The organism is Kluyvera georgiana ATCC 51603 (assembly GCF_001654985.1).
Classification (GTDB): Bacteria; Pseudomonadota; Gammaproteobacteria; order Enterobacterales; family Enterobacteriaceae; genus Kluyvera; species Kluyvera georgiana.
Genome location: NZ_LXEU01000063.1, coordinates 1 through 24,054 on the forward strand (window position 1 = coordinate 1; position 24,054 = coordinate 24,054).

At 53.3% G+C, this 24,054-nt stretch carries 17 protein-coding genes and 1 pseudogene; 12 read left to right on the forward strand and 6 right to left on the reverse strand.

Annotated elements, in window-relative coordinates:
- From M989_RS25590 to M989_RS15330, 6 genes and pseudogenes are all read right to left on the reverse strand, one after another.
- On the reverse strand, window positions 1–720 hold a 720-nt coding region (locus M989_RS25590; RefSeq protein WP_157093560.1), incomplete at its 3' end, for a retention module-containing protein.
- 764 nt (window positions 721–1,484) lie between these two features.
- Entirely contained in the window at window positions 1,485–5,819 is a 4,335-nt protein-coding gene (locus M989_RS26525) for a retention module-containing protein (protein ID WP_209438770.1), read from the reverse strand.
- Between the two features lie 335 nt (window positions 5,820–6,154).
- Window positions 6,155–6,496, reverse strand: coding sequence for a hypothetical protein (locus M989_RS15315; protein ID WP_064546770.1), 342 nt, complete (start codon window positions 6,494–6,496; stop codon window positions 6,155–6,157).
- A gap of 17 nt (window positions 6,497–6,513) precedes the next feature.
- A complete protein-coding gene (gene lapD, locus M989_RS15320; RefSeq protein WP_064546772.1) occupies window positions 6,514–8,454 on the reverse strand; it encodes a cyclic di-GMP receptor LapD in 1,941 nt (646 codons plus the stop codon).
- 9 nt (window positions 8,455–8,463) lie between these two features.
- Window positions 8,464–9,162 (reverse strand): cysteine protease LapG, encoded by a 699-nt coding sequence (gene lapG / locus M989_RS15325; RefSeq protein WP_064546774.1) that lies wholly within the window; start codon window positions 9,160–9,162, stop codon window positions 8,464–8,466.
- Window positions 9,163–9,217: 55 nt separating this feature from the next.
- Window positions 9,218–10,852: pseudogene (locus M989_RS15330) on the reverse strand (Mur ligase); the annotation flags it as partial.
- 249 nt (window positions 10,853–11,101) lie between these two features.
- On the opposite strand from M989_RS15330, the gene M989_RS15335 reads away from it, so the two are divergent.
- The 12 genes from M989_RS15335 (at window position 11,102) to M989_RS15390 (ending at window position 23,674) form a co-directional block, all read left to right on the forward strand.
- Window positions 11,102–12,160, forward strand: a complete 1,059-nt coding sequence (locus M989_RS15335) for a YheC/YheD family protein (RefSeq protein ID WP_064546779.1) — start codon at window positions 11,102–11,104, stop codon at window positions 12,158–12,160.
- Window positions 12,161–12,613: 453 nt separating this feature from the next.
- Complete coding sequence (locus M989_RS15340; RefSeq protein ID WP_064546781.1) at window positions 12,614–12,913, forward strand: SymE family type I addiction module toxin; 300 nt, start codon at window positions 12,614–12,616, stop codon at window positions 12,911–12,913.
- Between the two features lie 225 nt (window positions 12,914–13,138).
- On the forward strand, window positions 13,139–14,014 hold the full coding sequence (locus M989_RS15345) for a ParA family protein (RefSeq protein WP_006777717.1): 876 nt from the start codon (window positions 13,139–13,141) through the stop codon (window positions 14,012–14,014).
- Window positions 14,007–15,377: an SPI-7-type island replicative DNA helicase gene (dnaB-PI, locus tag M989_RS15350; protein WP_006777718.1), complete on the forward strand. Its 1,371-nt coding sequence runs from the start codon at window positions 14,007–14,009 to the stop codon at window positions 15,375–15,377. Before M989_RS15345 ends, dnaB-PI begins: the two co-directional genes overlap by 8 nt.
- Window positions 15,374–17,068, forward strand: a complete 1,695-nt coding sequence (locus M989_RS15355; protein WP_042949265.1) for a ParB family protein — start codon at window positions 15,374–15,376, stop codon at window positions 17,066–17,068. The genes dnaB-PI and M989_RS15355 overlap by 4 nt, the downstream gene beginning before the upstream one ends.
- The gene (locus tag M989_RS15360; RefSeq protein WP_006777721.1) at window positions 17,061–17,771 is read left to right on the forward strand and encodes a DUF2786 domain-containing protein; all 711 of its coding nucleotides are present in this window, start codon (window positions 17,061–17,063) and stop codon (window positions 17,769–17,771) included. Before M989_RS15355 ends, M989_RS15360 begins: the two co-directional genes overlap by 8 nt.
- A 6-nt stretch (window positions 17,772–17,777) precedes the next feature.
- On the forward strand, window positions 17,778–18,368 hold the full coding sequence (locus M989_RS15365) for a DUF2857 domain-containing protein (RefSeq protein WP_006777722.1): 591 nt from the start codon (window positions 17,778–17,780) through the stop codon (window positions 18,366–18,368).
- Window positions 18,365–18,613: a ParE family toxin-like protein gene (locus M989_RS15370; protein ID WP_004115572.1), complete on the forward strand. Its 249-nt coding sequence runs from the start codon at window positions 18,365–18,367 to the stop codon at window positions 18,611–18,613. Before M989_RS15365 ends, M989_RS15370 begins: the two co-directional genes overlap by 4 nt.
- Window positions 18,614–18,712: 99 nt before the next feature.
- Window positions 18,713–19,951 (forward strand): STY4528 family pathogenicity island replication protein, encoded by a 1,239-nt coding sequence (locus tag M989_RS15375; RefSeq protein WP_006777723.1) that lies wholly within the window; start codon window positions 18,713–18,715, stop codon window positions 19,949–19,951.
- Window positions 19,952–20,367: 416 nt separating this feature from the next.
- On the forward strand, window positions 20,368–21,081 hold the full coding sequence (locus M989_RS15380) for a PFL_4669 family integrating conjugative element protein (RefSeq protein ID WP_010615557.1): 714 nt from the start codon (window positions 20,368–20,370) through the stop codon (window positions 21,079–21,081).
- A 1-nt stretch (window position 21,082) separates the two neighbouring features.
- Window positions 21,083–21,637: a hypothetical protein gene (locus M989_RS15385; RefSeq protein WP_006777724.1), complete on the forward strand. Its 555-nt coding sequence runs from the start codon at window positions 21,083–21,085 to the stop codon at window positions 21,635–21,637.
- Window positions 21,638–21,652: 15 nt separating this feature from the next.
- Window positions 21,653–23,674, forward strand: coding sequence for a DNA topoisomerase III (locus tag M989_RS15390; RefSeq protein ID WP_006777725.1), 2,022 nt, complete (start codon window positions 21,653–21,655; stop codon window positions 23,672–23,674).
- The last annotated feature ends 380 nt before the right edge of the window (window positions 23,675–24,054 follow it).

Here is a 24,054-nt window from a genome sequence, read left to right on the forward strand (position 1 = left end):
GGAGTCGCTGTCAGAATCGGAGTCGCTGTCGGAATCCGAATCACTGTCCGAGTCGGAGTCACTGTCGGAATCGGAATCGGAATCGGAATCGGAGTCGCTGTCGGAATCGGAGTCACTGTCGGAATCGGAGTCACTGTCGGAGTCGGAGTCACTGTCGGAGTCCGAATCACTGTCAGAATCCGAGTCGCTGTCAGCATCTGCATCGGTATCATCACCGGTTACAGTACGGTCAGCAGGATTGAGGATCGTAATCTCTTCTTCAATATTCGTATCGGGAAAATCCAGGCCTTCCGTAGGGTAGCCAGCGGTAGGGTCGACCACTTCACCGGTCAGATCCAGTATCACATGTGTGTGTGAACCGCCGACGCCAGGGGCGCCACCGCTTTCAACGATGGTTTGCGGGCCTGCTGCGGTGGCTTCAAGTATTTGGGTCGGGTCCTGACCATCGGCAATAGCCTGCTGTATTGCTGCGACGTCAGTAGGAGTGGTTTCAGGAGTCGTAGTAGGGGAGATGCTTGCGCTGTCCCAGAGGCTATCGCGCCCAAGATCGAGATTTTTGCCATTTGCCAGGCTTACCGTGACTGCGCCATCGGCACCTGTTTCAATTTGTTCGCCGGCAAAAATTTTGTCCCCTTCCACCAGTAAGCGTCTGCTTCCGTCAGGTGAAATAGCGAAGGCCTGTCCTATAATCGCTTTTATTATTCCGGTTACATCAGCCATATCTTACTCCTCTTAATCTTACGTGAACGGTTCCATTTGTTCATGGCTCATAGAGTTGTGGTGTATTACTTGGCTCCATGGCAGCATCTGCAACACAAAACACTGTGGCTAATACGTTTGTGTGTGTGCTGATAGTATTCCAGTCCCTCATGGAGACGAGGTCTGGTAAATAAAAATTGGCTATAGTGGTAAGGTAATATGCAAAAAGAACGGTTTCTTTGATTTTAATGTCGTTTTAGTGGGAATTTTCTGTAAAGAAATTAGGATGTGATTATTTTCGGGTGGTGAGTAAATGATGAAGTGGCTTTATAATGGGGTTTCTAAGTAACCAATTGATATTGAAAGAAATATATTTTCGGCAAGCTGTTTTAAACGGAATTTTTGTATTATTTTTATAACTCATTGATAATAAATGAGGTTGTCTGATACTTGTGTATCGGCTGATTTTAATTTCAATATGACTTCTAATACATAAGATTATCTTGTTATCAAAATGGGATGTCTCATTTGGGATGTTTGAGTTTTATTTGGGTGATTCATTAATGAATTTAACGAGTTAATATGTGGAATAAATTATTTCTATTAAAATGACGTGGTTTCGTATTTATAATCGCTTTGTTGTAGGTGTTTTTTAGGTGGCAATAAGCTATTTCAGACCATCTGGTATAAAAAATAGATAAGAAAGATTATCTTATAGACGTTGGTTTTTAGAATGTATTGATTAGTGAAAAAGAAAGGGGCTAGCTTATGCTAGCCCCTTTGTATTAAGCATCCGTATCCGGTTGTGCAATAAGACTATCCAGTTCGGCCGCCTCATGTGCACCCCAATGCTCTCCGCTGTTTCCACCCGAACTTTCAGCTGGCACATCCTGAACGTGCCCTGCCGCAGGGTCGTTGCCAGCCGAATCAGCAACCTGAATGAGTGAACTGAGATCTTTGGCGTCATCATGAATAATGTCGCTGAGATCGATAACGTTCACCTGATTTGGCTCACCGTTGTCGGCGGCCGCTGCTGAGCTGTCTGCTGGTGTTTCCACGCTCTGTGCGGTATCGGCGCCGTTCAGCTGGCTATCGATATCATCCAACAAAAGAGTGAGCGATGTTTCTGGGTTTTCTTCAGCAGGTTGCGTCAGCGATGCATCCTGATCGACATTGCTCAGGTCGAGATCATCGTGGTCAACCAGCAAGGTTGAAGTATCTTGATCCGTTGCTGCATTATCGTCCGCGGTATCTGTTCCGTCTGCAGAAGCGGTCGAGTTAGCGTCTCCGCTGTGGTCAGAAGCGTTATCTTCTTCAATCTGATCCGCAGCTGACTCTTCGTTCGGCTGTTCCACCGAACCTGTCTCTTCAGGTTGATCGATGCTGGCACTGTTATCCGTATTATCGACGGATCCAGCCGTATCTGTATGATTATAAGATACATTGTCCTGCGAGCTATCGGCTGTGTCTGTCGTATCGACGTGATCCGCTGTGGCATGGTGCACGTCGTCATCCGCAGTCATCAGATTTGCGGAGTCACTCTCTGTGTGATGATCTTCGTCGCCAGCGAGGGTGATCGTGTGGTCGCCACTGTTGGCATCGATATCGCCTGACGAGTGCGATGAACCATCAACCTCCGTGGTGATCTCCACTTTGATCGACCCGAGATCGTCTATCTGCGTCGATGAGGTAAAGGTGAGATCGATATCCAGGTTGCTATCGCCGGTGATATCGATAACCACATTGCCATTTGCATCAACCGTATAATCTTCGCCGTTGTAGCTGATCGTCGTACCCGGCGGCAGGCCCGTGAGTTTAATCGACGAGATATGGTCGTTACCCGCCGCACCATCGAGATTCGCATCAATATTCAGCTCATACTGCCAGGTGGTATGGGTATCCGGGTGTGAAGGATCGAGACCTTCTTTCCCATCGCCGGAGATGACTTCACTCACGCGGTTGTTGCCACCATATGTTTTACCGTTAATGGTGACGTTCACACTTTCGTAATAGTTGATGCTGTTATTGACGTTAGCCGAACCCGCAGACGAGCTCCAGCTTGATGATCCGGGAACAAAGATGTAATCGTTGGCGTTACTCGATACAGGTTCCCGATTCCCATTCACCGCGTTCATTGAATGCTGTGTACCATCACCTTGGGTATAGGTACTGTCTTCATGCAGTACGAAGATGTCTGTTTTACCTTCGTTACCCTGAGCATTACCCTGGTCGTAAACGTGAATATTTTCAGCAGGAATATCGCTGGAAACGTATTTTCCAATATCCCCCGCGGAAACCCAAACCACCACGTTAGCACCAACCGCGACGATCATTCCGTTGCTATCGACGTCAAAACCATTTCCGCTTGGATCTTTACTGCCGCCGTTTACCTGCGTGACTTTCGATGACTCCGTCGCGGTCACGTTGACGTTGAGGGTGACATTGGAGTCGGAATCACTGTCGGCGTCCGCGTCACTGTCGGCGTCGCTGTCGGAATCTGAGTCGCTGTCGGAATCGGAATCGGAATCGGAGTCGCTGTCGGAATCTGAGTCGCTGTCGGAATCGGAGTCGCTGTCAGAATCCGAGTCGCTGTCGGAATCGGAGTCGCTGTCAGAATCCGAGTCACTGTCAGAGTCGGAGTCGCTGTCAGAATCCGAATCGCTGTCGGAATCCGAATCACTGTCTGAGTCTGAATCGCTGTCGGAGTCCGAGTCGCTGTCGGAATCTGAGTCAGAGTCGCTATCTGAGTCAGAGTCGCTGTCGGAATCTGAGTCAGAGTCGCTATCTGAGTCAGAGTCGCTATCGGAGTCGGAGTCGCTGTCAGAATCCGAATCGCTGTCGGAATCGGAGTCACTATCGGAGTCTGAATCACTGTCGGCGTCAGAATCACTGTCAGAATCTGAATCGCTGTCCGAGTCTGAGTCGCTGTCAGAGTCGGAGTCACTGTCTGAGTCTGAATCGCTGTCGGAATCCGAATCGCTGTCGGAATCCGAGTCGCTATCCGAATCCGAGTCGCTGTCGGAATCGGAGTCGCTATCCGAATCCGAATCGCTGTCGGAATCTGAATCGCTGTCGGAATCCGAATCGCTGTCGGAATCCGAATCGCTGTCGGAATCCGAGTCGCTATCCGAATCCGAGTCACTGTCGGAATCTGAGTCGCTGTCGGAATCGGAGTCGCTGTCAGAATCCGAGTCACTGTCGGAATCGGAGTCGCTGTCAGAATCCGAGTCACTGTCAGAGTCGGAGTCGCTGTCAGAATCCGAATCGCTGTCGGAATCCGAATCACTGTCCGAGTCTGAGTCGCTGTCAGAGTCTGAGTCGCTGTCAGAGTCTGAGTCGCTGTCAGAGTCTGAGTCGCTATCGGAGTCGGAGTCGCTATCAGAATCCGAGTCACTGTCGGAATCTGAGTCACTGTCGGAATCGGAGTCGCTGTCAGAATCTGAGTCGCTGTCAGAATCCGAGTCACTGTCAGAATCCGAGTCACTGTCGGAATCGGAGTCACTATCGGAGTCTGAATCACTGTCGGCGTCAGAATCACTGTCAGAATCTGAATCGCTGTCCGAGTCTGAGTCGCTGTCAGAGTCGGAGTCACTGTCTGAGTCTGAATCGCTGTCGGAATCCGAATCGCTGTCGGAATCCGAGTCGCTATCCGAATCCGAGTCGCTGTCGGAATCCGAATCACTGTCAGAGTCTGAGTCGCTGTCAGAGTCTGAGTCGCTGTCAGAGTCTGAGTCGCTGTCTGAGTCGGAGTCGCTGTCCGAGTCTGAATCACTGTCGGAGTCGGAGTCGGAGTCGGAGTCGCTGTCGGAATCGGAGTCGCTGTCGGAATCGGAGTCGCTGTCGGAATCCGAGTCACTGTCGGAATCCGAGTCGCTGTCAGAATCCGAGTCACTGTCGGAATCAGAGTCACTGTCCGAGTCGGAGTCGCTGTCGGAATCCGAGTCACTGTCGGAATCCGAATCGCTGTCAGAATCCGAGTCGCTGTCGGAATCCGAGTCACTGTCGGAGTCCGAGTCACTGTCTGAATCGGAATCGCTGTCTGAATCGGAATCGCTGTCTGAATCGGAGTCGCTGTCGGAGTCCGAGTCGCTGTCAGAATCCGAGTCGCTGTCCGAGTCGGAGTCCGAATCGCTGTCGGCGTCAGAATCACTGTCAGAATCTGAATCGCTGTCCGAGTCTGAGTCGCTGTCAGAGTCGGAGTCGCTGTCAGAATCCGAGTCACTGTCGGAATCAGAGTCACTGTCCGAGTCCGAGTCGCTGTCGGAATCCGAGTCACTGTCGGAGTCCGAATCGCTATCGGAGTCAGAGTCGCTATCGGAGTCGGAGTCGCTATCGGAGTCAGAGTCGCTATCGGAGTCAGAGTCGCTATCGGAGTCAGAGTCGCTATCGGAGTCAGAGTCGCTATCGGAGTCAGAGTCGCTATCGGAGTCAGAGTCGCTATCGGAGTCGGAGTCGCTGTCAGAATCCGAATCGCTGTCGGAATCGGAGTCACTATCGGAGTCTGAATCACTGTCTGAGTCTGAATCGCTGTCAGAGTCGGAGTCACTGTCCGAATCCGAATCGCTGTCTGAGTCAGAGTCACTGTCAGTATCGGAGTCACTGTCGGAATCAGAGTCACCCTCGTCCACTGCATCCGATCGATCCAGGAACGTCAGTTCCTCTTCTAATGGCGTATTGGGGAAATCTATACCTTCTGTCGGATATCCGGCGGTGGGATCGACTCGTTCGCCGGTGAGATCCAGGATAACGTGAGTATGGGCACCGCCAGCACCGGGTTCACCGCTGCCGGTGGTGGTTTGTGGGCCTGCGGCGGTAGCCTCAAGAATTTGTGTCGGATCCTGGCCGTCGGCAATGGCCTGCTGAATGACGGCAATATCCGTGGTGTCCGGTGCCGCAGGCGTGGTGGTGATGCTGTGGCTGCCAGCCCAGTGGCTGTCGCGGCCGAGATCCAGCGTTTTTCCATCCGGGAGAGCGAGAGTAACGGCTCCGTTAGCGCCCGTTTCAATTTGCTCGCCGCTGAGAATTTTATCGCCCTCAACGAGCAGGCGTCGGGTTCCATCTGGTGAAATGGCGAAGACCTGGCCGATAATCGCTTTAATTGTTCCGGCTATACCGCTCATCTTACTCTCCCATTGGTCTTGCGCGGTGTTTTCCGTTTCCGCTGTAATATTTTTTATCGTTTTGTTATCGCCGAACTATGAAGGGGATTTCAGCTAGATTGATTAATAGTACTGATATTTCGATCGCTGTAATACACCCGTGACCGACGATAGGTCGTATCTTTGTCCTAAGATAGGACGAATTGAGGATTTATTCTTTGATTTTAATGTTGTTTTAATCCGGTATGGCGGTAAGCAGCCGCTAAATATAGGAGGGGAAATATCAATGGTTAGAGCGCTAATGATATTTAAGGCGCATTATTAATGCGCCTTAAATAGTCAGCTTAATTATTGGGTTATATTAGCCTTTCCTCGTCATCGCCAATGAGCCCTTCCAACCCGCTCAGCGTCTGACGCGCTTGTGCACGGTTTAACAGTTTGTTTTGTGCTGCTGGCGGGAGGTCGGTGATGCTGATAACCCCTTTGCTCATCAGCACTTCAATGAGGTCTTCCAGCACGCGGACCATATCCAGGTCGCTCTGCTGCAAACGCTGTAGCGTGGCCGTACGTAGGCTTTCCACCTTCAGCCATTCGCCAATCTCTGCGGTTGTCTCCGCGCTTTGCTCTGTCATACCGCTGAATTCAGCGGCCTCAACCCGAACGATCCGTCCTTCACCATCGCGTTCAATAAAATGCATGGCTGCTCTCCTGAAAATTATTGTAGTGTGCTGGCATCGCTAAAATAGCGGCCCATTGCGCCATACAGGCCAATTTTCTCCAGCACGGCCAGCTCGCCTTCGTTCTCCACACGTTCGGCGATAAGGGGGACATTGATCTGGCGTGTCGCCCAATAAATAGCTTCTATAAAGAGTTTTTTATCTTCTTCTTCATTGATGTGGTGAATATAGCCACCGTCGACCTTAATCCACGCCAGCCCCCACTGCGGCAGGTTGCCAATCAGATGGAAGCGACCGCCGAAATGTTGAATTCCCAGGCCGCAGCCCAGTTCCTGTAGTTTTTTCACCAGCACGCTGACGCGTTCTGGCTCCGGTAGTTCGTTTTCATCCAGCTCGAGGGTCAGGCGCGATGCCAGGTGGCGCGCCGCTTTCAGCGGCTGGAGCAGGGCGTTCAACCCGTCGTCGTCCGCGACGCTTTCGCCGCTAATACTGAGCGCAAAAGCGTGGGTGGTGCTCTCCATCGCGCGCAGCGTTTGTTTGAGCATAACGACGTCCATACGGCGTCCCAGGGCCAGGCGGCGAACCCAGGGGATGAAACGACCTGCCGGGATAATTTCGCCCTCTGCGGTTTTAATACGCGCCAGAATTTTACGATGCAGAACAACGTGTTTGCTATTGCACTCATACACGGGCTGCGAATACAGCTCAAAGGCTTCTTTATCCAGAATCTCCGTCAGGCGCTGGTGCCAGTGGTGGTGGTCGTCATCTGGCGTTTGCTGGGCGGCCAATTCCGGGTCGATGAAGGTACGCATATCCGCTTCTGCGGCCACCAGAATCTGGTCCACCTGACGCAGTAGGTTTTGCGGTGTGTCACCATAGTGGAAAGCGACTTCAGCAAAATGTGCCACCGGGTTTACGTCGCTCAAACCCGTTTCATAGAGCGCCTTCAGCTGCGTGTTCAGCGAGTTTGCGAAGCTTTCCATCTCAGTGGGAAGGACGGGGTCGGTGATAATCGCGAACTCACCGCCGCGTACGCGGGCGACGAAGCCTTCGCTGTGGAAAAAGCGCTGCTGGAGGCTGCTGAGAATATCGGCCACCGCTTTGAGTAATTTATCGGTGCTGGCACCGCCAAGACGCTGGTTAAGCCCCATCAAGTCCTGCACACGCAGCAGGATCAGGTTGCCGTCGGCGTGATCCTCATCGCTGAGGCGGGTCTGGAATTTTATGTCAAACGCGCGACGGTTGTTCAGACCGGTAAGGCTATCGTTATAGGCTTCCTGTCGCAATACTTCGGTGCGCTGAGCCTGCTCGCTAAACAGCGCTTTAAGCTGGGTGACCATCATATTGGTGGCTTCGACCACCCGACGCAGCTCCGGCGTTTTCGGCAGCGCAGGTAGGCTCAGGAACTCGCGGCGGCTGATCGCGGTGGCTTGTTCCACGATGTAGTTCAGCGGGCGCAGACGGTGGCGCAACAGGAACATCGCGCCCAGGATACACAACACGCTACAGCCGGTTAGCCACAGGAAGCTGGCGACCAGGCTGCTCCACAGACGCGACAGCGCAAACATCGGGTGGCTGACCACCTCTACGCGCGCGGCCTGCGTCCAGCCGCGCATGACGATGGCTTCGCCCTGGCCGGGGTTCAGATGCACTATACGGGCAAACCAGCCAGGCACATTGGCGCTGGGCGGGATGTTCTGGCGCTCAATGATGGGCTTACCTGTTTTGATATCCACGACCTGAATGCGGTAGAAGTAACCGCTGTCGAAAATGGAGTTCACCATCAGCTCGGTCATGACCGGGTCGTCGATATGTGCGGTCAACGATAGGCCGAGCGCCGTGGCGGCATCCTGGGCATGCGCGCTCAGCTGGTTATGATACTGCTCGCGCGAGCTTTCCAGCGTGGCAAAAAAGTTGCCGCAGAAGATCGTCAGCGTAAACAGGCAGATGCCAATCAGTAGCTGTTTATAAAGGGACATGACCGCTTCCTATTCATTAATTACAAACCCTTCTGCACGCATCCTGGTGAGAAGATCCTGCCAACGTGAAAGTCGTTTACTGTCGCCAACGCGCTTGCTGCCGCTGGCCTGCGGGATCCATAAACCTTCCCCGTTAAAGGAATAAACAGGGAGCAGATCGCTGCGGGCGGTGGCGGGTAATATGGCGGGCTTCAGGTTATCGAGAACCAGCGGAATAGCGTCCGGCGTCGAATACCATGTTACAACCATATGTGCCTGATTTAATTGTAATGCTTTAACGTAGGTAATCCGCAGCTGGCTTGCCGGAACACCTAATTCACGTAGGGTAAAATATTTGGCCAGCGCGTAGTCTTCGCAGTCTCCCGCGCCTTTACGCAGGGCTTCCACCGGGGTCGCCCAATAATCTTCTTGCCCCCACACCGTTATATCGTCCACAAAGCGGATGCGCGAATTAAAAAATTGGTTCACGCGGTTCAGGGTGGCTTGAATATTGCCCTGCGTGGGCTGCTTAAGCAACGCCTCCCAGGCATCGATATTGCGCTGGGCCGTTGGCGTCGCGGGGCCATACAAACGTTGCGTCCGTTCGTTGATGGTATTGAAATCCCACCCTGCGCCCAGTTCGGGCGGCACCAATAGCAGCAGCGCCAGAAACAAAGACAGCCAGCGTTTCCAGATAAAGGGACGAACAATATCCCGCAAGCGCTTCATTCAGGAAACGCTCATCATGAGGGGGTTATGTCGTCTTGTCATGCTGATGACGCCAGTGTTTTCGGTAAGCGACATAGCCGGAAAGGTAGTGTTCTACATCATCAATCCGCACCCGGAAACTGTGGTGACGAATGAAAAAACTGCCCACGATGCGGGACGGATTTTTGAAGAACATCGCCAGCTCCGGCCAGAAAAAGCCGTTCGCGAGGTAGCGCGCACGCGTCTCCAGCGCCAGGTTGAATTTTTCCAGATCAAACCCGTCCAGCAGGTGACGATGCTCGGAAGTTGCCAGACGGCTTAGCATGCGCGACGCCGCCATCATCAGTTCGAGCAGCGTCGGATAGGTAGTGACCCGGTTGATCACGAAGTCCAGATGATCGCGTACGTTGTCCAGACCGAACTGATAATAGCGTTCGAGCGGACGATACAGCGTTAACTCGTTTACACAGTAGCTTAGCCAGTGGTCGTGAGCCTGCCAGTGCTTCTGCGCAATAAAGTGATCCATGGCGCGCTCAACGATAGCCAGCCAGCGCGGCGCTTTTGTCAGGCCGTACAGACGCATCAGCGCGAAGGCGGCTTCCCCATCGTAATAGATGATGCGGTGTTCGGCTTTCAGCGACAGATCGGCGGCGTGCAGAACGTGATTAAAGCCGCCGGTCTCCGGCTTTTGCATAAAACCGATGCCGTTAGCCAGTCGCTGCATCTGCGGGAGATAACGTTCGTCACCGGTCAGCTCAGTGTACTTGACCATCGCCAGAATAGAGACCGCATTGCCGCCAAGTTTAATCTCGCCGCCGGTGTCGATCAGGAAGTCAGCATTGCTGCCGTCCGGCAGGCGGCGCGTTTCGATAAGTTCGCTCGACAGGTCGTGCAGCGCGCGCTCAATCGCCGCAAACTGGGTTTCATTTTGCGTCACTTCACAGCCTTCGAGCAGCGCGTAGGTTGAACTGGCGTGGCGTAGAGCGTTATAGGTTGGGATCGCGCGGTCGAAGCAGGGGAACCAACCGTAATGGTAGCGCCCCGAGTTTTTCACCTGACGAGCCAGATAGTCGCTGGCGGAGAAGATCATCGGATCGAGCGCCTCTTCCTGCCAGTGCGACAGCTGACGATAGCCGGAATTGCGACCATTGGATTCGATGGGGTACACCTGCTTGCCATCGCAGAACAGGCTGCGGGTGGTGAAACGCCAGATAAGCTGTTCTGGTTTATCCGGCCAGCTCAGTGCGGTGCCGAAACGCCAGCGTGCGTAGTGCGCCAGATTCGTCGCATTGGGTGTCGCAACGCCTTCACTACCGTGATACAGCAGTGCGTTGGCGTAAATTTCCTGTTCGAGAATGGGACGCTGGAAATCAGGCGTGAGGCTCAGACCAAAGCGAAAGTAGTTACGCTTGGTTTTGCCAAATTTATCCTGTAGTTCGTCCCAGCGCAGGGTCTGAATTTTGTCGACAAAATCGGCGCGTAGCCAGAGTAAAGAGCGTGGCTGCTGGTTTTCCCAGAGCTGTAAATCGTCCGCCGCGCGCTGCCAGGCTTCATCGAGCGTGCTGCCGCAGGCATAGGCGGTATAGGCGCGTTCCTCACCATTGCTAGCGCTCAGGAAAAGGATATAGCCGGGAAAGGGGGACGGTTGCGCGGAAATTGCCAGTTTGTCAACCTGGAGCCGGATATGTGCAAGTAAATGGTTGAGGGGCATTTATTCTCCTTGTCTTGCCAGAACATCCTTATCGAGAAACTATTTACTCAGCATACCACTATGATTATTGTTTTGTGCAAGCACGCGCAGTAGTTTGCTTAATATATGATGCATTATCCTGATATAACCCTGGTTTAGGATATTACACGTTAGTAAAAAGTTGTAGCTCAGAATGCATAAAACGTAAGGCCTAATGCAGATAATGGGCTAAGGATAATTAATTGTTTGTGCCGGAAAAGGAATAAATGAATGGATGAACAACGGGTATCAACAAAAAAAACACTCGTCGTAGGGATGATCCGAAGCGCAGGCCGCCCGGGTAATGCCATTGTAGCCAATGCCCACGCTGCTGCAATGCAAAATGCGAAATTGATATATTTTACACCTGACGACGTTGATATAAATAAGAAAAAAATAAATGCATTACATTATGTTGATGGTCAATGGCGAACTATCGTTAGTGATTTCCCTGATGTCATTGAAAATGACGAGCGCTCTCTTAGGCGCAAGGACATTTTTTCTGTTCTTACTCAGAATGCGCCGTTCACCATGCATTTATTAGGCGGCAAACTGACCACATTCAACCGGATAAAGAAAGCTGGTATCTACGAAGAGTTATTGATCCCTGATTATTCTATTAATACATTAACTGATTTTACTCATGCAGCAGGGTTCTTCGAGAGATTTGTTATTAAGCCAATGCGCGGATCTCAAGGGTCGAATGTAAGTTACTTTGAGCGCATTGAGGGGGGGGTTAGGGTTAATCACTGCGGTAAGGTAAGTGAGTTAAGCACCGCTGATTTAGCGAATTTTTATCATGATGTTATCGGAGAAAAGCACTACCTTCTGCAAAAATATGTTGAGAGTCGAAGCAGCCATGGACTTCCTTTCGATATTCGGATTCATGTCCGACGAGGGGCAGAAGCCCGATGGAAGTTGGTGAAGATCTATGCACGAATTGGTGCAGGAGATACCATTGTTTCTAATATTTCAGCAGGTGGGAGCATGGCGAGTGCAAGCTCTTTTCTGACTGTACAGTTTGGGCAGGACAAAGGCCGTCAGATTCTCAATGACCTAAGAGCGCTGGCGAAATCATTCCCTGCAAAATTTCAGTCTCTGTATCCAGAGTTTATGATTGATGCACTCGGTATTGATATTGGCGTTGATAGAGAAGGAAAATTGTGGATTTTCGAAGTTAACAGCTGTCCCGGGGCAAAGTTTTTTGCTCTGGAGGCTGCGATTCCTCGCATGGAATATGCAATATGGTTAGCGCGAGATTATGCCGAACGTCAGCGTTCGAAGGTATGATGACCCGCCGTGTTATGAGTGCTGGGTCGCCAGCAGCATACGGGAGTCCTGGGTGGGGTGTTGATCTGCCGGGTGCCTGCGGCACCAGGGTAACGGAAAACGGCGGGGTTGCAGAGGATTTTGCGAGGGGGATTCCAGAATAACCATCGCGTTTTCAGGAAGTCCGGGAGCGGATTGCGGCGGGTTAACGATAGCGGTACTTTCTACACGCACCTGCAAAATCAGGTGTCGGGATTGACCTCTCTGATAGAATGTTACGGGCGACATATGACGTGCTAACGTCGTAAAATATGTCGTACGCACGGCTACACCTCAATGGTGGGCCAGGCGGGGGCGTCGCAAGATGCGCCGGTTCCCTGTAACGCCGGTAAGGTCAACCCCGTCTGGCTCCGCCACCCGTGAGATTGACCTCTCCTGTGGCGGACGTTTAACCCGTTACAGGAGGATGCCCACATGGCAACGATTCCCACCCCAACTCACCCATCATCCGAAAAAACCGGCAAAACCGAGCGCCGCTACACCGTCAGCTATGTTCCCAACCAGAACCGCCCCAGCACACCAGCTCTTAACCTGAGCGGGAAATGGCTCAAAGACGCTGGCTTCTACACCGGTACTGGTGTCACAGTGAAGATTGCCGGAGACTGCATTGTACTTATTCCTGACGGCGATGAAGTGCAAGCCCTGCGCAAGCAGCTTAAACAGATGAAGCAGGCGATAAAAACGGTGAAAGCGGAAGTGCTGAACGCACTTTAAGAGGCTGAATCAGCGAATTTGGCTGATAAAGATTCGGATGCAGAAAAGCAAAAACCCAGCCATAGGCTGGGTTTTCTGAAGAAGTGGTGCCCGGACTCGGAATCGAACCAAGGACACGGGGATTTTCAATCCCATTGCCGGAAAGTTAAATTTTTTGCCTTTGTGTTACAGAGATGTGAATAATCGCTAACGCATACATCCAAACCATTGTTTTGGATGTGCAAAATGACAATACTTCCCGTTATCTCTCCCAAAGGTGGAGAAGGCAAATCCACGTTTGCTGCTTACCTTGCCGGTTTTCTTGCCGATGCTGGCCTGAATACCCTTCTTGTGGATGCAGACTATTCCCAGCCCACAGCCAGCAGTATCTTCGCGCTGGAGCATGAATCCCCATTCGGTCTCTATGAATTGTTGATGCAGATGGTCAGTGACCATACGCAATGCATTTCGCAGACCGCCATAAAAAATCTCGATGTCATCTACTCAAACGACCCGGACGAACTGTTGCCGACCGCGATGCTCCACGCTGCAGATGGCCGTCTTCGCCTGCGTAACATACTTCAGCATCCTTTCTTTAACCGTTATGACGCCATTATTGTGGATTCTAAAGGCGCAACAGGCGTTATGACTGAGCTTTCCCTCCTGTCCTCTACCGGTAATGTGATGGGCGTTGTTAAACCCATCCTTCCGGATGTCCGTGAATTTATCCGCGGCTCCCTTCACATGCTTACCCGCCTGAAAACCTATGAAAATTACGGTATCCGCCTTCCTGATATTTCCATTCTCGTCAACTGTATCGAAAACACTCTGCTTGACCGTGAAGCAATGGACGGTCTTGCCGCCATCATTAACGAAAAACATTACGACGCCTCTGCGCTGGGCAACCGTGACGTTTATCGTTTACTCAATACCCGTATCGAGGCGCTGGATATTTTCAAACTGGGGCACGTCAAGCAGCAGCCCGTGCATCGTCTGGAATACAAAACACGCCGCAAAGGTCCGGCCGCAGCCGTCACCATGCACGACCTCGCGTGTGAACTGTTCCCTGAGTGGCAGAGCCATTTCAGTGACGTTCTGACCCGGGAGGTGCGTCATGTCTGAGATGATGATGCCCTGCTCTTATGAGGCTGAGCAGGCCGTACTGGGCGGACTGATGCTTGATAACGACCGGTGGGATGAGGTGATACTGCAAATCTCCCCGGAAGATTTGTTTTCCCGGCCGCACCGTATGGTCTTCCGCGTCATGGCCGAGCTGGCCGGAGAAGGGCTACCGCTCGATCTCATCACTATTACGGAACGGCTGGAGAACAAAGGCGACCTTGAACAGTGTGGCGGCTTTGCTTATCTGGCTGAAATGAGTAAAAACACGCCGTCTGCAGCCAATATCCTTGCTTACGCCGGCGTGGTGGCGGAGAAAAGCCGCCTGCGGCAGCTGATGACAGTGGGTAACAGTCTTCTTTCCGATGTGCAGGCCCCGAAAGCCAGCTCGGCCGGCATCCTTGAGTCGGCCGAAGGTAAGCTGTTTAACATTGCCGAACAGGGAGCCATGCAGCTCAACAGTGAGACCGGCGTTAACGAGGCGCTGGATAAACTGCTGACGCATCTGGAAAGTATGTCCGCCAGTGACGGCCTCACCGGCACACCGACCGGTTTCAGTGAACTGGACGCGATGACCTGTGGTCTCCAGCCCGGCGATCTGGCCCTGCTGGCCGCCCGTCCTTCCATGGGAAAAACGTCGCTGGCCATGGCCGCCTGCACCGCGGCCGTGGGCGCAAAACCTGACGATCACGTCTTTGTGTTCAGTCTTGAAATGCCCTCAGAGCAGCTGATGATGCGCCTGCTGGCGATGGAAGGCCGGGTGGAACTGTCCCGGCTTCGCAGCGGCAACATGGATGATGAAGACTGGGCTCGCGTGTCAGCGGCTACCGGTCGCATTATTGAATGGAAAAACCGTCTGATCATTGATGATACCAGCTACCAGACCCCGGCTACACTGCGCGCCCGCGCCCGTCGCTATGTCCGCAAATACGGCAGACCCTCTCTCATCATGCTGGACTATCTGCAGCTTGTCCGCTCCCCCGAGCAGGAAAACCGCACGCAGGAAATAGCGGAAATTTCCCGCTCGCTTAAGGCGCTCGGTAAAGAGCTGGGCTGTCCGGTACTGGCGCTTTCCCAGCTCAACCGCCTGGTGGAGCAGCGGGCCGATAAACGCCCTAATAATGGTGACCTGCGTGACTCTGGTGCGCTTGAGCAGGATGCAGACCTCATCATGTTTATTTACCGGGATGAGGTTTATAACCCCGGCACTCCTGATGCCGGGGTGGCTGAGATCATTGTCGGCAAGCAGCGGCAGGGGCCAACCGGCACGGTGAAAGTCAAATTTGACGGGCGTTATACCCTCTTTTCGGAGTTTCAGGAAGGCAGCTATGACTTCGGTTACCGCAGCGGGAGGAAACAGGCATGAGCCGTAAAAGTTCTAATGTGGGGGCTGCCATGCTGCAGCCCGGACGCCAGTCGCAGGCGGCCGGCAATATCAGCGTCATGCCGGCGGCTGAAATGCCCATGGTCCTGACGCTCGACCAGTTAAGCCCGAATCCTGATAATCCGCGAACATCACGCAATCCGCGTTATGACGATATCAAGGCTTCCATCCGTTCGCGCGGGCTGGACACCGTACCCAAAGTCACCCGTGACCCGGATGGTGAGCCCGATATGTACATCTTCAGCGACGGTGGTAATACACGTTATCAGATCCTGTCAGAACTGTGGCAGGAGACCGGAGAAGACCGTTTTTTCCGTGTCCATGTGTTGTTCAAGCCGTGGCCGGGACGGCTGCAGTGTGTTATCGGCCATCTGGCAGAGAATGAAGTGCGCGGGGAACTGAGTTTTATTGAAAAAGCGCAGGGGATCCACAAAGCCCGCTCTATATATGAAGAGCAGTTAGGAAAGCCAGTCTCTTTACGACAGTTGTCAGAGCTTCTGACCCGTGAAGGTCTGCCGGTACATAATTCAACTATCAGCCGTATGGAAGATGCACTGAAATATCTTTTTCCGTGGATCCCAGACCTGCTTGAGTCCGGGCTCGGCAGGCCTCAGATAACGGCGCTGCTGGCGCTCCGGCATGATGCTGAACGCGTGTGGGATGAGTTTTGCCTGATTTCAGACACAGGCGACAAATCCTTCAGCGACGTTTTTGGCCAGTGTTGTGGCCGTTTCAACTCACCGGAACTGTGGTCTCTTGAGATGTTTCGCGATGAATTAATTGGTGATTTACTGAATGCGCTGCCCCATCCGGAGCTGGATTATGACCGCTGGATGATGGAACTGGATCCTAAAGAACGTAACCGCAGACATCACTTCGGCGATCCAGAACCGGTGTCCATCCCTCCCGTAAACAGCCTCGTCACCGCTGACTCTGCAGGTCAGGCCACACCGGCGCAGAAGTCTGTTGAGGTCGCGCAGCCTTTCTCCAGTCCACGTCGTGAAATCTCAGGAGAGCCGGTAACGCCCGCCCCGGATAATACCCCACCTGAAAAACTGGATAAACAGCCCCCCCGGCATGAGGTTCAGCCAGATATGTACGGTGCCGCGCCGGTCATTTCAGGTGAGAGCGGGGATGTTAGCGGGCTGGTTACCCTCTCCGATGGGTACGGAGAAGAGAATGGTGGAGAAGAGGACAATGGGGAGGATGGCCTGCTTTCTCTTTTAACACCAGAACCTGAAGTTGTCCTGCAGGATGACGCGCCAGTGACTAATGACAGCATCTGGCATGTGCCGGCCCATCAGGACGATATCGAACACCTGCAGAATACCGCTTTTCGTCTGGCCTGGGAGCTGGGTGAGGTCCTTGGCTGCGAAGATGAAATTCTTCCGCAACGCGACAATGACATGTCTGCCGGTTACGTCGGGGCAGGTGAGGTGTGTTCTGAAGCCGCCGCATTTCTGCTGGGCCTGACCGGCGAAGCGCCTGCGCTGCATCCTGCGGCAGGAGTGTGTGGTCTGCCGGAGCTTTTCACCGGCGGCCCGGGTGAGGGGGAAGCACCTGCACTGACAGATGAAGATGCTCTGAAACTGCTGCGCCTGATGCGCGTTATGCGCCGTCTTCGGGAGCTGCAACGCGGTCTGACGTACGGGGAGGATAACAGTGATGAATAACTCACAGCGACAGTTGCGACTGCTGAATCTTGTCAGGAAACTGCTGAAGCTGGGCCGCAGCAACAGTAATGCCCATGAGGCAGGACTGGCCCTGCAGCGTGCCCAGAAGCTGATGGCCAGATACGGTATCAGCGAGCTTGACGCCAGTCTTACATCTGTGCGCGAGGCGTCTTCCCGCACGGCCCCTTCGGATGCTGAAAAAGTTCCGGAATGGATGGTGACCCTTGTCCGGGGCGTCTGTCATGCCTTTGGCTGCCGCGCTTATTACTCATGGCGTCAGACCTCTGCCGGGTATCGCCGTTCGGTAACCTTTTACGGATTCAGTGAAAAACCTGAGATAGCAGCCTATGCCTTTGATGTGCTGACGCGCCAGCTGAAAGATGCCACAAATTCTTATCTCAAAACCCAGAGTAAGCGGCTGAAACTGGCCACACGCCGGGCGAGAGCGGAGCAGTTCCGTGACGGCTGGGTATGTGGGGTGCGTGAGGTGATATCGGCAACTGACATCAGCAGCGAGGAGGAGCAGGTGATGAGCCACTGGCTGGAAAGCCGCAGTATGAAAACAGTCACAACCCGTGAACTGAAAGCCTGCCGCGGGGCGGATACAGCACGTTATCAGGGGTATGAAGCCGGACAAAATGCCCGTATTCATCATGGTGTCAGCGGCCGGGGTCCGGCAGCCATTGGTTACCGTCAGGATTAAGGGGGAATGATGAACAGTTTATCTCAGGCTGCCAACGGATTGCTGATGCAGCTGGTTATGGATCTCAGAAGTGGCTATCTGCGCCGCTGCGAATCGCTGGGACTGAACCGCGAGGAAATGCAGATGCTGCAGGGGCTCTCGCTCGAAGAGCTTCACTACCTTTCCGGCAGTGAGGTGTCGATCATCAGTGTGGGCATCAATCACGGCAATCTGGTGCGCATGCTGCAGCAGGCCCGGACGGAACAGAAACGACTCCAGCGTATCGATCGGGCGCTGGCGCTGGGCGGCTCCATTGAACTGATGGCCAATTACTTCGGGCTCTCCAGTACGGACGTGGCGGCCCGCCGTCGTATTGCCGGTATCGATGTCCGGCCGGGGCGCGGTAACGCACTGGGTGATGAGGAAAACGCCGCCCTGTGGCGTCAGTGGCAAAAGTCCGGCGTTGAAGATGCGGAAAGTGCTGACGGGCTGGACGTAATGATGCTGGCTGCAGAACAGATGAACGTCTCGCTGACGTCCGTCTGGCATGCCGTCCGCGGCTGGCACAAAACCCGGCAGCCTTCTCCGGCACGAACGCCGGTAAGGAAGACGGCATGAAATACAGGATGGTTGCGCCGGGCCTGCGGGCTCCCCATGGTACGCCGCCGCAATGCTGTCAGAAGGCGTTACGTCAGGTTCGCCGTTTCCGGCAGGGGGCGCGTAATTACACCCGGCTCGATGAGAAAGGCTGCGGTTACTACAAAATCGATCTCGGCCCGTTCTGGCGTTTGCTGAGTCGCAACGAAGGCCGGACATGGCTTCTTCTCAGCCACGAACGCTATAACAGCGCCATACGGAAATAGCAGCATGACAGCCTGTTTACCCTGCACCCGTACGCGGGTGCATTACTAAGCATACTGACAGTTCAGAACGGCCGTGATGGCGGCCGAAAAGGAAAAATAATGAGTCTGCCTGCAGAAAGCCTGATTGCTTATACGCTGGATAAAATGAATGCCCGCCTTGCGGCCAGACCCCGGCGGGATGATGGCAGGATACGTAACGGCCTGCTGTTTACCGGAAATGTGCATGATTCCATTCCCCGCCGGCTGTTGCTCGACACGCGGTTGTCACCACTGGACAAGATGGGCTGGATGATGATCCGGCTGTATGCACAAAATAATGAGGGGGCAGTTTTCCCCAGCTATGACGAACTGCAACTGCAGCTTGCCTCACCCGGAAAGGGGAAAGCCTCAAGGGAAACGGTAAGCCGCGTCCTGCTTATGCTACGAATAACCGGCTGGCTCAGCCTCTGTAAACGCGTGCGGGATGATAAAGGGCGGGTGCGGGGGAATATCTATGCTCAGCACGATGAGCCCCTGACGTTCAGCGATGCGGAAACGCTCGACCCCCGCTTCCTTGATACGGTGGCGGATGCCTGCCTGAGTAAAAACCGGACTATCAGCCAGACCGCCCGCGAAGTGCTCGACGATATAAAAAACGACCCCACCATGCGCCATTATCGCAGCCATCTTGCGCTGATCGAATCGCGTCTGGACCGCCCACAGACGCCCAGCCAGATGGCGAAACATCATCACCGAATACCCCGTCCCGCACCGGGTTCGGAAACCGAACTCAGTCATAAACGGCCAGGAATCATCGCTAAAAAACAGGGTTCGGATACCGAACTCAGCCCAGAAAGATACAACAATTCACTGAGTTCGGAATCCGTACTGCCAGTAAAAACAGGCAGTTATGACCGGGTTCGGAAACCGAACCATTACGTACGTAGTATCACACACAGTGTGAATAAAAATACGTACGTACCGGGTAAACCTGTGCTTCCCGACAGTTTGCATGAACTTGTGCCGGCAGAAGATATTGCCATGCTGACCGCCCAGCTGCAGGCGCTGCCTGAAGAACAGGCACAACTTGTGCTGCTCAGCCTGCAAAAGGTGATGGCACGCCAGCAGCTCAGCAACCCGGTTGGCTGGTTGCTGGCCGTAATGAAAAAGGCCCGTGAGGGCAGGTTATACGCGCCCCGTCAGGCTGATGATTCGCCTGAGAGTGCCGTGCAAAAAAATGCTCAGCGTCCTGAACAACAGCTGTGGAAGCCAGAACCACGTTCTTCTGTCCATCCTGTATCGGAAGAGAACATACGAAATTTGGTTAGAGATATTCGTAGAAAGCTAAACGATAGATAGCTACTTCTAGAACCGGAGGTTAAAAAACAACCACCGCTGCGAGTGGCAGCAGTGGTTAAAAAGCAATCGGTGCTGCGAGTGGTAGCAGTGGTTAAAAAGTAATCGGTGCTGCGAGTGGCAGCAGTGGTTAAAAAGCAAACAGTGCTGCGAGTGGCAGCGGCGGATAAAAAATGTACAGCACTGTATGGGTCTGGTTTGAGTAAAACATGAAAGGATTTTATCTTTTGATTTTTAAGCAGTTTGAGGTGTCATTCTATATAACTGACTACTTCAACGCCCTGAGCCAGCCCGCTATGAAGCCATATAAGTGAATTTCCGAGATTAGGGATCTGGTTTCTAGTTGTCCCCAAGCTCCTGCCTGAAGAGTATCACTGACTCAGGTCGAACCTGACCGGGATCTTACAGGAGATGATTTCATGACCACTGAAAATGAAACGCGAAGCGATAAACCGGGCGGACTCACATCCTCCCTGAAAATCGAGATCCACTCAAACTATGCTATCCGTCTCTGGGAAGGCCGCCCGCAGGCTCAGGCGAAGGAGGGTGTAAAGAAAGTTAAGCATGCCATCATGAGTATGCCCCAGGCTATTAAGCGCTCAGGAATTATTTATCAGGATTCCCTGGCAGATAACCCATGGGCAGATGAGGCGATGTTCAGGGTTGAAACGCTTTTGAATGAAGCTGGAGAACATATCAAAAGCCGGGTAGAAGAACTTGAGGTCATATTGAAATCAGTTCCCCCTGCTGTTTCATTTTCTGACATTGCCTCCTCGTCTCCACTTAATATAGGCGTATACAGTCGTTCTCCGCTGGGTTACAGATGTGTATGGGTACTCGTCGGATATGACCAGATGGCCCTTAAAGCATTCCAGGCGGCTCATTACGGTCTCATATCCCGCAACCGTCGCGATGAACTACTGAGCCATTGCGCTCACTTAATCAGAAAAGTATATGGTGTGCTACGCCTTTATCGAACCGTCAAGGTTAACCGTGCTGACATAGCAATCCAGACTAAAGAAGCACAACAGGCAATAGAAAAACTGGGCATGCCCGATACTGACATTCTTACTGGTAAGAAACGCTCTTCCTTTTCTCCACCTCTGAGAAAAGCCGTTCAGGAGGAGAAATAATATGATTCGCCCTGTGTTCCTCCTCACCTCCTTCTTTTTACTGAGCGGATGCGCAACAACGGACTGGGCTGCGATTAATAAACAGGTCAGCGATACCGCTGCGAACCTGACAAAAACGTTAGGCGGCAACGACAGCGGAGAAAGTGGCGGGATGCCGCTGATGAGCCCGGCGGGGCAACAGGCCATGCAGTCCGTCGATAAAACGTTCTCCGTGCCGGTCGATGTGGATACCGCGGCGGCCCGCCTGAAGCGCCATTACAAATTTATCTCCACACAGGAGCTTGAGGCACTGCGGCAGGCCGCAAATGACGGGGACTGGAAAGCGGCGGCAGAAGATGATGCGCATCCCGTCTGGGACGCCATGCCGGGCAGCTACTACAAAATGGGCTCCGACTGGAACGGACGTGATCACCTGGATATCGAAATCGAGAAAAACGGGTCCGGCAGCAGGCTCTATGTTGTCTATCGCTCATCATCATCACAGCGTCTGGCCGGGTCCGGCGTCACGAAGCTGATGAATGATGTCCGCGCTGTTGCGGCGGGTGAAAAACGCTGATGCGGGAGGCAACACATGCAACTCTTTCTGTGTGAAAAACCCTCCCAGGCAAAGGATATTGCCCGCGTGCTGGGTATCAGCAAGCGTGAGCAGGGATTTATCAGCGGCGGTAACATCGTTGTGACCTGGGCGGTCGGCCATTTACTCGAAACTGCCAGCCCTGAAGCCTATGGCGAGCAGTATGGCAGGCCATGGCGTGCCGATGTTCTGCCTGTGCTGCCTGAGGCCTGGAAAATGGTCGTTAAAGAGCAGACAAAATCGCAGTTCACCGTTATCAGTAAGCTGCTCAAAAAGGCGTCTGAAGTGGTCATCGCAACCGATGCCGACCGCGAGGGCGAGGTGATCGCTCGTGAGCTGATGGAATACTGCCGCTACAGTGGCGCGGTACGCCGGCTCTGGTTGTCAGCCCTGGATGAGGCCAGTGTGAAGGAAGCACTTAGCAGTATTCTTCCGGGGGAAAAAACAGCCCTGCTGTATGATGCCGGCAAGGGCAGGAGCCAGGCGGACTGGCTCATTGGCATGAACCTGACGCGTCTTTATACCCTTAAGGCCCGTGACTCAGGGGTGTCAGAAGTGCTGTCCGTCGGGCGGGTACAGACGCCGACGCTTGCTATGGTGGTTAACAGGGATAATGAAATCACATCCTTCGTGCCAAAGCCCTGGTGGCAGGTACATGCGCTTATTGAAAAAGAGGGCGTCCGGTTCCGGGCAGTCTGGGTGCCCGTTGAGCAGTACTGTGATGAGGAAAAGCGTTGCATCAATCCCCAGGCCGCCCGGGCGGTGGGGCAGTTGTGTCAGCAGCAGGGCAGGGCTGTGGTACTGGAGGTAACACAGAAGCGGGAAAAAACGGCGGCCCCCCTCTGTTTTGACCTGGGCACCCTTCAGCAGGTCTGCTCCCGAAAGTTCGGCATGGGCGCAAATGATGTGCTCGCCATTGCCCAATCCCTCTACGAAACCCACAAAGCGACCACCTACCCCCGGACAGATTGCGGTTTCCTTCCAACTTCGATGCAGCAGGAAATACCCGACGTTCTGGCGGCAGTGGCAAAATCCGATCCCGCTGTGGCCCCGGTACTGAATCAGCTGGACAGGAAGTTTGTCTCGCGTGTCTGGAATGACAAGAAAATCACCGCGCACCATGCCATCATTCCCACCCGACAGGCATTTGATTTGTCGCGCCTCAGCGCCGATGAGCTGAAGGTCTACCATCTGATTCGCCAGCATTATTTCGCCCAGTTCCTTCCGCTGCAGGAATCTGACGTGACGGAGGCGTCTTTCAATATCGGTGGTCAGCTGTTCCGTACACGCGGGAAAGTCGGTGTGGTGACGGGCTGGAAGTCATTGTTCCAGGCTGAAAAAGATGACGATGAAGAGGACGTCGACGGTGACAGTATGGCGCTGCCGGCGCTGGCAAAAGGGGATATTTGCGCTGTCACCGGTTCTGAGGTTAAAGATATGAAAACCAGTCCGCCTAAACCGTTCACGGAGGGGACGTTGATTGCTGCCATGAAGAACGCGGCCAGTTTCGTCAGTGACCCGAAGCTCAAGAAAGTGCTGCGTGATAACGCAGGTCTGGGCACAGAGGCGACGCGTGCGGCAGTACTCGAAACCCTCTTCAAACGACACTATCTGGAGAAAAAAGGGAAGCACATCCACTCAACGCAGATGGCCCGGGAGCTGATTGCGGCCCTGCCGGAAACGCTGACGAGCCCGGGCATGACCGCATTATGGGAGCAGGCACTGGATGATATTTCGCAGGGGAAAATGTCGCTTGCGGTCTTTATGCAAAAGCAGCTGCAGTGGACCCGTCACCTTGTCGAAAAAGGCCGCCAGGACAGTGTGAAAATCACCGCTCCCGTCACGCCCCCTTGTCCGTTATGCAAAGGGCCCACACGTAAACGCAAAGGTAAGAAAGGAGATTTTTGGGGTTGCGTGCGTTACCCAGACTGCAAAGGTATTATTAACACCAACGGGAAAAAGACCACAAAGCGCAAAAAAGCAGCATCAGGGACAAAAACAGAATCATCCGCACAGTGATGAGTTATTTCACTGTACAACCCCGGGCCGGGTTCTGCTAATGTGACTACGCTTCGATATGTACCCCTTTGCCGGAGGCAGCCAGCTTAACTTTAACGGGATTAATCTGGCAACCGGCACGACGGTCTGCCATCGCACATCTGGCAGGAACTGTAAGACGCATGCGCTCCGTGAAAATCGCGTCGGGAACGGATCCCCGGAGTAGTGAGATACATTAAGGTCTGGTACAGCCCCCACGGCGTTGCATATGCAGCGCCGTTTTCATTTCTGGTTTTATGGGTTGACACCAGGCTTGTTTGGTTTAAAAATCAACAGTGCTTACCGCTGTTTTTCACAGCCAGCTAAAGTTTCAGCAGTCTGAGAGAAACGCCTTAGGGTGA

Excerpts from the sequence above, each read along its gene's own strand:
- M989_RS15370 (WP_004115572.1), top strand. The coding sequence starts at position 18,365 with ATGAAATACAGGATGGTTGCGCCGGGCCTGCGGGCTCCCCATGGTACG.
- M989_RS26525 (WP_209438770.1), bottom strand. The coding sequence starts at position 5,819 with ATGAGCGGTATAGCCGGAACAATTAAAGCGATTATCGGCCAGGTCTTC.
- M989_RS15315 (WP_064546770.1), bottom strand. The coding sequence starts at position 6,496 with ATGCATTTTATTGAACGCGATGGTGAAGGACGGATCGTTCGGGTTGAG.
- M989_RS15340 (WP_064546781.1), top strand. The coding sequence starts at position 12,614 with ATGGCAACGATTCCCACCCCAACTCACCCATCATCCGAAAAAACCGGC.
- M989_RS15345 (WP_006777717.1), top strand. The coding sequence starts at position 13,139 with ATGACAATACTTCCCGTTATCTCTCCCAAAGGTGGAGAAGGCAAATCC.
- lapD (WP_064546772.1), bottom strand. The coding sequence starts at position 8,454 with ATGTCCCTTTATAAACAGCTACTGATTGGCATCTGCCTGTTTACGCTG.
- M989_RS15390 (WP_006777725.1), top strand. The coding sequence starts at position 21,653 with ATGCAACTCTTTCTGTGTGAAAAACCCTCCCAGGCAAAGGATATTGCC.
- M989_RS15385 (WP_006777724.1), top strand. The coding sequence starts at position 21,083 with ATGATTCGCCCTGTGTTCCTCCTCACCTCCTTCTTTTTACTGAGCGGA.
- M989_RS15360 (WP_006777721.1), top strand. The coding sequence starts at position 17,061 with ATGAATAACTCACAGCGACAGTTGCGACTGCTGAATCTTGTCAGGAAA.
- M989_RS15380 (WP_010615557.1), top strand. The coding sequence starts at position 20,368 with ATGACCACTGAAAATGAAACGCGAAGCGATAAACCGGGCGGACTCACA.
- M989_RS15335 (WP_064546779.1), top strand. The coding sequence starts at position 11,102 with ATGGATGAACAACGGGTATCAACAAAAAAAACACTCGTCGTAGGGATG.
- M989_RS15375 (WP_006777723.1), top strand. The coding sequence starts at position 18,713 with ATGAGTCTGCCTGCAGAAAGCCTGATTGCTTATACGCTGGATAAAATG.
- dnaB-PI (WP_006777718.1), top strand. The coding sequence starts at position 14,007 with ATGTCTGAGATGATGATGCCCTGCTCTTATGAGGCTGAGCAGGCCGTA.
- M989_RS15355 (WP_042949265.1), top strand. The coding sequence starts at position 15,374 with ATGAGCCGTAAAAGTTCTAATGTGGGGGCTGCCATGCTGCAGCCCGGA.
- lapG (WP_064546774.1), bottom strand. The coding sequence starts at position 9,162 with ATGAAGCGCTTGCGGGATATTGTTCGTCCCTTTATCTGGAAACGCTGG.
- M989_RS15365 (WP_006777722.1), top strand. The coding sequence starts at position 17,778 with ATGATGAACAGTTTATCTCAGGCTGCCAACGGATTGCTGATGCAGCTG.